General features: G+C 42.0%; 8 protein-coding genes and 1 tRNA gene. 5 read left to right on the forward strand and 4 right to left on the reverse strand.

The genetic code is table 11. The annotated features are described in order from the left end of the window. Window positions 1-11 precede the first annotated feature (11 nt). Complete coding sequence (locus tag I5M19_RS14145) at window positions 12-1223, reverse strand: MFS transporter (RefSeq protein ID WP_235985852.1); 1212 nt, start codon at window positions 1221-1223, stop codon at window positions 12-14. Window positions 1224-1713: 490 nt separating this feature from the next. Between I5M19_RS14145 and I5M19_RS14150 the strand changes: the two genes are divergently transcribed. From I5M19_RS14150 to I5M19_RS14170, 5 genes are all read left to right on the forward strand, one after another. Next, the gene (locus tag I5M19_RS14150) at window positions 1714-3846 is read left to right on the forward strand and encodes a xanthine dehydrogenase family protein molybdopterin-binding subunit (protein ID WP_200067012.1); all 2133 of its coding nucleotides are present in this window, start codon (window positions 1714-1716) and stop codon (window positions 3844-3846) included. A 115-nt stretch (window positions 3847-3961) separates the two neighbouring features. Next, the gene (locus I5M19_RS14155) at window positions 3962-4432 is read left to right on the forward strand and encodes a (2Fe-2S)-binding protein (RefSeq protein WP_200067013.1); all 471 of its coding nucleotides are present in this window, start codon (window positions 3962-3964) and stop codon (window positions 4430-4432) included. Between the two features lie 11 nt (window positions 4433-4443). Next, entirely contained in the window at window positions 4444-5082 is a 639-nt protein-coding gene (locus I5M19_RS14160; RefSeq protein WP_235985853.1) for a hypothetical protein, read from the forward strand. Between the two features lie 42 nt (window positions 5083-5124). Continuing rightward, on the forward strand, window positions 5125-7278 hold the full coding sequence (locus I5M19_RS14165; RefSeq protein ID WP_200067015.1) for a xanthine dehydrogenase family protein molybdopterin-binding subunit: 2154 nt from the start codon (window positions 5125-5127) through the stop codon (window positions 7276-7278). Between the two features lie 124 nt (window positions 7279-7402). Next, window positions 7403-7476 (forward strand) — tRNA-Ala (locus tag I5M19_RS14170). A 62-nt stretch (window positions 7477-7538) separates the two neighbouring features. Here the strand turns inward: I5M19_RS14170 and I5M19_RS14175 are convergent. The 3 genes from I5M19_RS14175 to I5M19_RS14185 are packed head-to-tail and all read right to left on the reverse strand — an operon-like array spanning window position 7539 to window position 10841. Continuing rightward, window positions 7539-7868 (reverse strand): hypothetical protein, encoded by a 330-nt coding sequence (locus I5M19_RS14175; RefSeq protein ID WP_200067016.1) that lies wholly within the window; start codon window positions 7866-7868, stop codon window positions 7539-7541. Window position 7869: 1 nt separating this feature from the next. Next, window positions 7870-9828 carry an OmpA family protein gene (locus I5M19_RS14180; protein WP_200067017.1) on the reverse strand — a complete coding sequence of 653 codons (1959 nt, stop codon included), beginning with the start codon at window positions 9826-9828 and terminating at the stop codon, window positions 7870-7872. 11 nt (window positions 9829-9839) lie between these two features. Beyond that, window positions 9840-10841 carry a PorP/SprF family type IX secretion system membrane protein gene (locus I5M19_RS14185; RefSeq protein ID WP_200067018.1) on the reverse strand — a complete coding sequence of 334 codons (1002 nt, stop codon included), beginning with the start codon at window positions 10839-10841 and terminating at the stop codon, window positions 9840-9842. Window positions 10842-10847: the final 6 nt, after the last annotated feature.

The following is a 10847-nucleotide window of genomic DNA, read 5'->3' on the forward strand; positions in this document are numbered from 1 at the left end:
AGTGTACGTTTTCAGACAGTGCGCTGCATCGTTTTACGTGTACTGAGGTGTACAATTAGTGCAATAGCCGATAAAGTGATACCTATAATACACACACCCGGCCAATGATAGCTATCCCAAATTTTTGTGGCCAGTAAAGTGCCCAACGCTCCGCCTATAAAATAAGACACCATATATATGGTATTAATTCGGTTGCGGGCCTGCGCATCCAGCGAAAAAATAATAGCCTGGTTTGCGATGTGGGTTGACTGCACGCCCATATCCATAATAATGACCCCGATAATTAAACCGGCCAGGCTATTTGCAGAAAACAAGAACAGGATAAAGGAGACAACAATCAGCGTAAGTGTGATAGCCGAGAGTTTAAACTCATCCATACGATCATTCAGCCGACCCATGACCCCGGCAGCCAACGCACCAAATGCTCCTACTAAGCCAAAGGCGCCGGCAACCTCACTGCCATAATTAAATTGCTGTTTTAGCAGAAAAACAAAAGTCGTCCAGAAAGCGCTGAAACAGGCAAAACAAAGTGCTCCGCGTAATGATGCCAGTCTTAATTTAGGCTCATTCCTGAACAGATCAATTAACGACCGCATTAGTTGCTTGTAGTTGCCGTTATAATCGGGTTCAACTTCAGGCAACATAAAATAAACAAGTGCCCACATCAATATCATAATAACAGCTGCAATGTAGAACATGGCCCGCCAGCCGAAATGCGCGCCTATAAAACCACTTAACGTGCGCGATAGTAAGATACCTATAAGCAAACCACTCATTATAAAGCCTATTTTTTTACCCCGTTCCGTAGGTTTTGATAAATGAGCCGCCATAGGAATTAATAGTTGCGGAATAATTGATGCCGCTCCTAATAAAAAGCCAGACAATATTAATATATGTATATCCGGAGCAAGGGCCGTTAGTAAAAGAGCAGCAACAACAAATGCAAAATCTAACAGCATTAAGCGTTTACGCTTTACCATATCTGCAAGGGGTACAATAAAAAACATCCCCGCTGCATAACCAATTTGCGTGTACATAGATACCTGTCCGGCTTTACCATTACTTACATGAAAAGTAGTAGCAATATCGTTTAGCAGGGGTTGGTTATAGTATAAATTAGCAACTACCAAACCAGTGGTGATAGTCATTACCCATAAAGTTGCCTTGGTAAGCTGCGGATGAGCGATAGATGATGCCTGCATATAAATAAAATCGAATTGCAAAAATGTTAAACTATTTCTACAAATTAGTTAATCTAAAATCATATTTTATTGGAATATCTTCAAAGAAAATGACCTATATTTGTGAATGCAATAACAGAAAAAAGGGATTGCTAAAAGGATTACAAAAAAATTACAAAAAAATTCTTTGAATATTAAAACTTAGTGTTACTTTTACACTATTAAAAATAACAAACAAGTCTTCTCATAATTTAGGTTTATAATTGGTTAGTAAAGGCCCCTGCCCATCAGGGGCTTTACTTTTTTAAAAGAATTTGGTTTAATAAAAACTTCTTATACTATTAACCAGGCAGACATTTAAAAACCATCTTAGAATACCGCTCGTTAAATTAATTGTTACATTGTTGTTGTAAATAAAACCATTAGTTATAAATGGGGTTGATATTTATAAGGATTATAGAACTTCGGGCGTAAATAAACCGAGAATGATATAATATTTTTTCCGTAAATTCGAGTAACCAACATACTAACCATGCAAGACATATCTCGACGTTATTTTATTAAAAGTACAAGTACGTTAGGTGTTGCACTTTGGCTTGGTTTATCTGCTAAAGGAGATACCGTAAAATCGCTTGATCCGGCAATTGCAGAGAATTTTTCCCCTTTTATTCTTGTTGAACCTAACGGTAACATTACCATTTTTAATAACAAGCCCGAAATTGGGCAGGGTACCTTTCAATCTATCCCGGCATTAATAGCCGAGGAGTTTGAAGTATCGTTAGATCATATCACCATTAAACTTACCAACGGCGAAAAACAATTCGGCAGGCAATCTGCCGGTGGAAGTTCGTCCATCAGGGGGAGTTATACGCAATTGCGTAAAGTTGGGGCAGCGGCAAGGGAGGTTTTTATTAAAGCAGCTGCTAACCGCTGGCAAACAGATGCAACAAATTGCTACGCCGAAGCTGGCGAAGTAATTAACCGTACAACTAAGGCAAGCTTCACTTATGGCGAACTGGTAGGAGATGCCGCTAAACTCGATTTACCTAAAGACCCACAGTTAAAAGATCCCAAAGATTTTAAAATTTTAGGTAAACCCGCGCACAGGCCGGATATACCACTAAAAACCAATGGCGATGCCGTGTTTGGTATTGACGTACAATTACCCGGGATGCTTTATGCTACGGTTGAGCGCTGTCCGGTACTGGGAGGCACTCTAAAAAGTTTTAATGCAGGCGAAGCGCTTAAAATGCCGGGTGTGGTAAAAATAGCGGAGGTAGAACGTGTTATAGGCAGATACTCGTCTGTAGGTGTCGCGGTTATAGCGGATTCTTATTGGAACGCTATGCAGGCGCGGAAAAAACTGAAAGTTGATTGGGACACCAGAGGTTATGAAACGTTTAATTCATCGGCTTATGATGAAAAATTACGCAGCATGGCAAATGAGCCGGGTTTATTGGATAAGAAAAAGGGTGACGTTGACTCCCTTACTTTAAAACCGGAAAATATTATAGAAGCTTTTTACGAAACTCCGCAAATAGCGCATCATCCCTTAGAGCCACTTAATTGTGTGGCACAGGTAAATGGAGATAAGGTGGAGATATGGACATCAACCCAGGTGCCCAGTTCCATAACCGGAGGGCAAATTGATGGTTTTAAGCCCGAAAACGTAAAACTGAATGCCACATTTGTTGGCGGAGGGTTTGGCCGCCGGTTAAGTGTTGATTATGTGAATGAGGCGGTATCGGTGGCTAAACAGATCAATAAACCGGTAAAGGTGATATGGTCAAGGGAGGATACTACCCAACAGGGAACGTTCAGACCGATGACCTTTTCGCAATTAAAAGGCGGCTTTGCCGAAAACGGAGAATTGGTGCAATTTGAACATAAAGTGATCAGTCCGTCATATTCTGAAGCTAACAGAAAGGATTTTAATATTGCCAAAGTTGACGGAACCATGGTGGAAGGTATAGGCGAACAAGCTTATGAGATCCCCAACATAAAAACCTCTTATGTAAGGGCGGATTACCATGTGCCACTGGGCGCCTGGCGATCTGTTACCAGTTCAACTTTGGCATTTGCACAGGAATGCTTTATTGATGAGCTCGCTAATAAGGCAAAAATGGACCCTATGGAGTTCAGGATTAGTTTACTCCATAAACCATCGGATACTAAAAAGGTGCTGCTTAAACTAAAAGAACTTTCCGGTTGGGATACGCCGCTGCCAAAAGGACGAGGAAGGGGAGTTGCCGTATGGGAGTTTTTTGCAGGCTTATGCGCGCAGGTGGTTGAAGTTACTTATAGTAAAGACAGATCAGTTAAAGTAGACAAGGCCATTGTGGTGATAGACCTGGGCGAGATGGTTAATCCTGATAATGTAGCTAACCAGGTGGAGGGAGCTATTATTATGGCGCTTGGCGCGGCAACTAAACCTGGTATCACCCTAAAAAATGGTGTGGTTGCCGAGCATAATTTTTATGATAACCCTTTAGTTAGGATATATGAAGCGCCAAAAATAGAGGTGCATATACTTACCGATGGTGGAAAAATTAAAGGAGTAGGCGAACCGGGATTACCTCCGTTTGCGCCTGCACTGGCCAATGCCATATTTGCTGTAACGGGCAAACGCATCCGAAAAATGCCGTTTGATCTGCAATACATATAATTTGAACAATATAAACTATATCACTTATTACTAAGTAGTTGATAATTATATAAATCTAAAAAATGTTTACCCGGCTAAAGTGTCTTCATAAAACTTATGCCTAATTTAATTAATTATGATCTCATTAAATGTTAATCAGAAAGCATATCAGGTTGATGCCGACCCTAACATGCCTTTGTTATGGGTGATAAGAGATATCATCGGCCTTACCGGAACTAAATATGGTTGTGGTGTGGCCCAATGCGGTGCCTGCGTAGTGCATCTAAATGGCGAGGCGGTGCGTTCATGCGTTACCAAAGTTAGCCGGGCAGAGGGGCAGCAGGTAACTACTATTGAAGGCTTATCGGCAAATAATGATCACCCTGCACAAGTTGCCTGGAACGAGGAGAATGTACCGCAATGCGGCTATTGCCATTCGGGACAGATCATGTCAGCAGCGGTTTTATTACGGGATAACCCAAATCCCACAGACGAAGATATTGATAATGCCATGGCGGGTAATATATGCCGTTGCGGTACCTATCTGCGTATACGTAAAGCCATACATACAGCTGCCGAACTGCAAAGAAAGGAGGTTAAAAGCTAATGAAAATGCAAATGAACGTTATAAAAAAATATCACGGAACGGTAAGAGCCGTAGCTGTTGTCGCCGTATTGTTAAGCGCTATTGGTATTATGGCTTTTACTCTGCACAAAGATGATAAATCCGGAAAAGCCGATCCGGAATTATTTGTAGTCAAAAAAGATAGCGTAGCATCTGTTAAAGCCTTTAAGCAGGTTTATACAGTTTTAATGAGCGCCCGTTGTATGAACTGCCATCCGTCGGGAGATATCCCTTTGCAGGGGGATGATAGCCATCTGCATACCATGTTCCCCAAAAGGGGTGTTGATGGCAAGGGCGTTTATGCTATGAAATGTGCTAACTGCCACCAGGCAACTAATACGCCCGGCTTACATACGCCACCGGGAAATCCGAAATGGCATTTGCCGCCGGCCGATATGAAAATGGTTTTTCAGGGACGTACACCTCATCAGTTGGCTAAACAGCTTATGGATCCTGATCAAAACGGGCATAAGAACATGCAGCAGCTTATTGAACATGTGGATGATACACTGGTAAAAGCCGCCTGGAATCCGGGCGAGGGGCGTACGCTTCCGCCTATGAGCCACGCCGCGTTTAAAAAGGCATGGCTTACCTGGCTATCAACCGGAGCTTATGCCCCCAAAGGCAAATAAACGGCTTATTGAAACATTATAAATAACTTAACTCGCTTACCCATGAGTACAAGTAATATATCAAGAAGGAACTTTTTAAGGGCCGCCGGGCTTACGGGTACGGCGCTTTGTTTAGGCTTATACTTTCCTGCCAGTTCAAAAGAGTCTGAAGTTTTTAATGCTGGTGATGAAGAAGCTTCAGGAATAGAGCTAAACTCCTGGATAAAAATAGATAAAGATGGTAAAGTGACGCTGGTAGATCACCGTGCAGAAATGGGGCAGGGCTCCTACCAGTCCGTACCGCAGATATTGGCCGAGGAATTAGAGGTTGACCTGAACAACGTGAATATTGTTTTTGCCAGGGGCGATAAAAAGTACGGAAATCAGATAACCGGTGGCAGTTCAACCATACGCGGATCTTATAAAAATTTGCTAAAGCTGGGGGCAACTGCTCGTGTAATGCTTATACAGGCTGCCGCCAATAAATGGGCGGTGCCGGCCACGGAATGTTATGCAGAATCCGGGCATGTTATTCATCGGCCGTCAGGCAAAAAGTTTCATTACGGGGAGCTGGTAGAAACTGCCTCCAAATTAGAAACGCCTAAAAATGTACCGTTAAAAAAAATATCAGAATATAAGCTGATCCGTAAACCTCTTCACCGGCAGGATACACCTTTAAAAACAAACGGTGCCGCTGTTTTTGGTTTGGATTTTAGACTGCCGGGTATGCTGTATGCGGTGGTAGAACGTAATCCGCGCCTGCGCGGCAAAGTAAAAAGCTTTGATGATGCCGCTGCTCTTAAGGTGCCGGGTGTTAAAAGAGTTTTTAAAGTGCAAATGCTGGTTTACAGCACCATTAGGGAGGGGGTTGCAGTAGTAGCCACTTCAACCTGGGCTGCTATGCAGGGCCGAAAAGCATTACATGTGGAGTGGGACGACACCGGATTTGAACACCTGAGTACCGCTGAAATATACAGCAGGCAAAATCAGGAATTGCAAACTAAAGAGGGCTTATCTTTTCGCAAAGTTGGCGACCCGGATAACCTGTTAAAAAATGCGGCTAAAAAACTGGACGTAGTTTACGAAACTCCGTATCAGGCGCACAGTGCAATGGAACCGTTAAATTGCGTAGCACATTATCAAGACAGCAAAATTGAGATTTGGGGTCCTATACAGGCCCCCGACTGGGTACAGGATTTTATAACCACTCAATTTAATATGCCGAAAGATAAGGTGATCGTTAATATGACGTTTCTGGGTGGTGGTTTTGGCAGAAAGGCTTTTTTGGATTACCCGCATGAAGCTACGCTGATATCAAAAGAAATGGGTGCGCCCGTTATGGTTGTGTGGAGCAGGGAAGATGATGTTAGGCAGGGCCCGTTCCGGCCGGGTATTTCGTACCGTGCCGAAGGGGTGGTAGATAGTGGAAATATCAGTGCCATAAAATTCAGAATGGCTGGCCAGAACTTGGATCATTGGCAGGGTGGAAAGAAAGACAAAGCGAATGGCAGTACTACCGAAGGGTTTTTGGAGCCGTATTTTAAAACTATAAAAAATATAAGTTTTGCTGATGTGCCATTCGAAACACCCATACCAACCATGTGGTGGCGATCGGTTTATGCCTCTACCAATGGCTTTGCCTTTGAGAGTTTTATGGATGAAATGGCACACGCGGCCGGTAAAGATCCGCTGGATTTTAGGCGGCAGTATTTACCCGAAGACAGATTGCAACGGCTTATTAATAAAATGGAAGAAGTATCAGGCTGGAAAAGCAGGGAGAAAAACGGCGGATATGGTGTGGCCATGACCGAATGTTTTTCGAGTACGGTTGGCCAGATAGTTAAAGTATCTAAAACTGCTGCAGGTAAAATAAAGGTAGACCACGTTTGGGCGGTAATGGATTGCGGCTGGTATGTAAACCCTGATATTATTAAAGCGCAGGTAGAAGGTAGTATATTGATGGCATTAGGCGCAGCAACCATTCAGGAAATAACCTTTAAAGATGGCCTGGCACAACAGCATAATTTTTATGATTACAAAATGCCGCGAATCACCGATATGCCACCTATTGATGTATATGTGATGGATAATGCAGAAGATGCGGGTGGTGTTGGTGAACCCGGTTTGCCGGCTTTTTCGCCAGCCTTAACCAACGCGATTTTTGATCTTACCGGGAAGCGCATCAGGAAATTGCCGTTTGATATGAACGCGGTTTAATTGATTTGCTATGCTGCATTATACTCAATTAAGGAGTTATTACCACCTGGTTTTTTGTATAATTGATTTTTAAACATAACTATTGCCAATTTGCATCTTTTTGCTACTTTTGCCATCCGCAGACGGGGGATTAGCTCAGCTGGCTAGAGCGCTTGCATGGCATGCAAGAGGTCATCGGTTCGACTCCGATATTCTCCACTCATAAAAATCATAAGTTATTAAAGCTCAAAAATCTATAGCAGATTTTTGAGCTTTATGCTTTAAGAGTAAAACTCCGGCGGTATAGCTACCTTTAACAAAGCTGCTTTATTTTTATCAAGCAACTTCTTCCACCAGAATTGATATTTTCTTGGATACACTATTCTGTCAGTAAAATCTCTTCGGGAAAGGTTCTCCAAGGCAAGCAATTTGAACATAACCTTTCTGGAATGGTCAACTACCGCATGGGAGCGGCGTGTGTACCCCAGCATCCTATTTAATTCGCGGTTTGTTTTACCCAGTAATATATATTCAAATATCTCAATATGCAATGTGGAAAATCTTCGTGTTTTTAAATTGGGGCGGGTTGTAACAAATGCCTGGTTATTCATATCACTCAATTTTTAAAACTGTAAACTCTGTTCTCCTGTTCATTTGCCGCCCTGCCGGGTTATCCTTTCCGTTAGGCAATGAATTTGGTGCAATAGGTTTTAGCTCACCATAGCCTTTGGCATAAACCCGGCTTTCACTTATACCTTTTTGTACAAGATAATCTACACATGCCTGTGCACGTTGCTGCGATAGCTTTTTGTTATACGCTTCGGTACCTACCGAGTCGGTATGCGCGGCCAACTCAATTTTCATTTTAGGATTATCTTTAAGAATTGTCACCACCTTATCCAAAACCAGTTTAGACTCAGGTCGTAAGGTAGCCTTGTCAAAATCGTACAATACATTTTTTATAATTATCGGTTTATCAACCTTAAATGCCTGCAAACAAATATCCGGGCTATAGAGTGTGTCGTTCAACACCTTTCCTGATTCGGGCATAGGCAGTACTTTTGTAAAGTAGCCGCTTTTTTCTAATACCAGGTTGTACGGCCTATGGGTTACGATGTTAAATTGATATACACCGTCTTTAGCAGATATTAAATGCGCTATTGTTTGTTTGGAAAGCGAATCCACCAAACTTATCTTAACCCCCGGCAACGCGGTTTGCGTATCACAATCGGTTACAATACCTTTAACTATAAATGATTTATCATACACTTCAAAGAGATTTAAACAACATTCCGACTCCCTGTCAGAGCTGATATAAAATTTCTTTTGGTCATGTGTATCCGGCATATAATAAAGGTCATCCTTGGCAGAATTGATCGGGTACCCCATATTTTGGGGTACAGACCATACGTTATTCTTATTGTTGGCCTCAAAAAAATCAAAGCCACCTAAACCAGTGAACCCTTTAGAACTATATATTAATCTGCGCGTAGCAACATCATAATAAGCGGCTTGCTCATCCATTGCTGTATTTATTTTGTCGCCCAAATTTTTGGAATTTAACGGCGTTCCGTCAGCGTCCAGATCACTTACCCATATATCCTGCCCGCCTAAACCACCGGGTTTGTTTGACGTAAAGAATAGCTTTTTGCCATCGGCAGTTATATACGGTTGAATGGAGTTATAACCATCGGCGTTTACATGCGTATTAAGCTTTTGAGGCTTGCCCCATTCATTCCCTGCAAAATTGCTGCTATAAATTTCATGAGTTATTTTGCTACCCACCTTATACCACCGGGTAAAATACATTCTTTGTCCGTCTGCACTAAACGTAGGAGTTCCGTATTCTATATCCTTTATTCCGTCATCATCTTTAAACTTTATAACCTGTGGTGAATCATCACCTGCTGCCATATATACCCTGTTAAGATGTGTCTTGTCGTTTTTTACAAATCTTGATGAAGTAAAGTATGTTTTTTGATTTGTATGGGTTATGGCATAGTCCGATCCATCAGAATTCCACACCCCCTTTCTCTTTTTTACCTCCAACAAAAAGGGGTGTTCATATTCGTTTTGTGCAAATAAGCAGTTTTTGATCTCTTTGGCGGCCATGGTTTTGTACTTTTCCTCACCCTTATAATTTTGCTGAAAGATCTTAAGTTCTTTAATGGCTTCATCAAAGTGTTGATTTGCCCGCAGGCACACGCCATACCAGTACCTGGTTAATGGATATCCGGACTCATATCCTTCATCTAAAACCTGATAATACCACCCTTCTGCCTCCAGATAGTTTTCATATCCGCGATAGGATTCTGCCAGACGGTAGCTGATATATGCGCGATCTTTAGGATTTCCCTTTTTAACATTCTTAGTGCCTGAATGGTATGGTATGGCCTCTCTTTTTATGAGACTTAATCCTTCTGCAGATTTTTTATAGTAATAAGCTGCCTCATAATAATCTTTATTTTCAAAGGCTTTGTCACCAAGTTCGGTTGAATTGTCTTTGTATTGTGCTTTAGCCGCGCTAAACGCTGCCGTAACAATTATCAATGTAAATAGTAGTTTTTTCATATTGATAGTTATTATAGTCGTGGACAAACAGGTTCCGGTTCCTGGATATGTTTACGAAAAACATAACTTACAGACAGTTCAATCCCGCCCTGTCCAAAAGTTGCCCGGTTAAGTGATGAGGTGTTAAAATCGTAGCTGGCACCAATTATTAAACTATTTACATGGTAGCCCACATTAGCTACGGCAGCATCTTTAAAACGATACATACCTCCCAGTATCAGTCCCTTTTCATTATTTAACTTTAATTCAGAATAAGCGCCTATCGCTTTTTCTTCGGCTTTTTGCTGTTTAATAAAAATGGCGTGCGGAATTACATCAAAGTACTCCGACGCCTTAAGGCGCACGCCCGCGTGTGCTGTATATCTTAATGGTAGTTTGCTTTGGGTGCCATCAGTAGCGAACGGATCTTTTGAACGCGCCAGGTGTGATACACTTAAGCCACCAAAAATATTAGCGCTATGCAGCGGGTCGCCGTCATAGTAAAAAACGCCGGCACCTGCATCAAAGATGGTTGCGTTGGTGTTAAGGAAATTCTCATTACTGGGCAGGGTAGGGTCAAAGCCGCTGCTTGGATTAAACTGACTTCCAAATTGTGCCTTGGTAGCATCAAAACTTCGGTTAATAACTCCCGCCTGTACACCAAAACTTACTTTTTTATACCCGTCATATGAAACCGCGATGTTGTAGCCAAAAGAGCCATAAGCTGTAAAATAATTGTAACCAATATCGCCGGCGGCCTGGTTCAGCACATTAAATCCCAGCCCTACCTTATTAGTGGGCTTATAATCTAATGAAAGCGCGCCGGTTTGATACGCATTGTTTATATTAGCATATTGATTTTTAAAGTTTGCATTTATGCGCAGATCTCCGTTTATTACTCCTGTTAAAGCCGGGTTCAGGTATAAGGGATATGCATAGTATTGCGAAAAGTGCGGATCTATCTGCGCTTTCGAAGTGCTCGCAACTACAACCTGTAGTATAACAGCCATAGTTATTATAATTGCTCGTTTCATATATAG

The sequence above is a fragment of the Mucilaginibacter segetis genome (assembly GCF_016522075.1).
GTDB lineage: Bacteria > Bacteroidota > Bacteroidia > Sphingobacteriales > Sphingobacteriaceae > Mucilaginibacter > Mucilaginibacter segetis.

Excerpts from the sequence above, each read along its gene's own strand:
- I5M19_RS14160 (WP_235985853.1), top strand. The coding sequence starts at position 4,444 with ATGAACGTTATAAAAAAATATCACGGAACGGTAAGAGCCGTAGCTGTT.
- I5M19_RS14180 (WP_200067017.1), bottom strand. The coding sequence starts at position 9,828 with ATGAAAAAACTACTATTTACATTGATAATTGTTACGGCAGCGTTTAGC.
- I5M19_RS14175 (WP_200067016.1), bottom strand. The coding sequence starts at position 7,868 with ATGAATAACCAGGCATTTGTTACAACCCGCCCCAATTTAAAAACACGA.
- I5M19_RS14185 (WP_200067018.1), bottom strand. The coding sequence starts at position 10,841 with ATGAAACGAGCAATTATAATAACTATGGCTGTTATACTACAGGTTGTA.
- I5M19_RS14150 (WP_200067012.1), top strand. The coding sequence starts at position 1,714 with ATGCAAGACATATCTCGACGTTATTTTATTAAAAGTACAAGTACGTTA.
- I5M19_RS14155 (WP_200067013.1), top strand. The coding sequence starts at position 3,962 with ATGATCTCATTAAATGTTAATCAGAAAGCATATCAGGTTGATGCCGAC.
- I5M19_RS14165 (WP_200067015.1), top strand. The coding sequence starts at position 5,125 with ATGAGTACAAGTAATATATCAAGAAGGAACTTTTTAAGGGCCGCCGGG.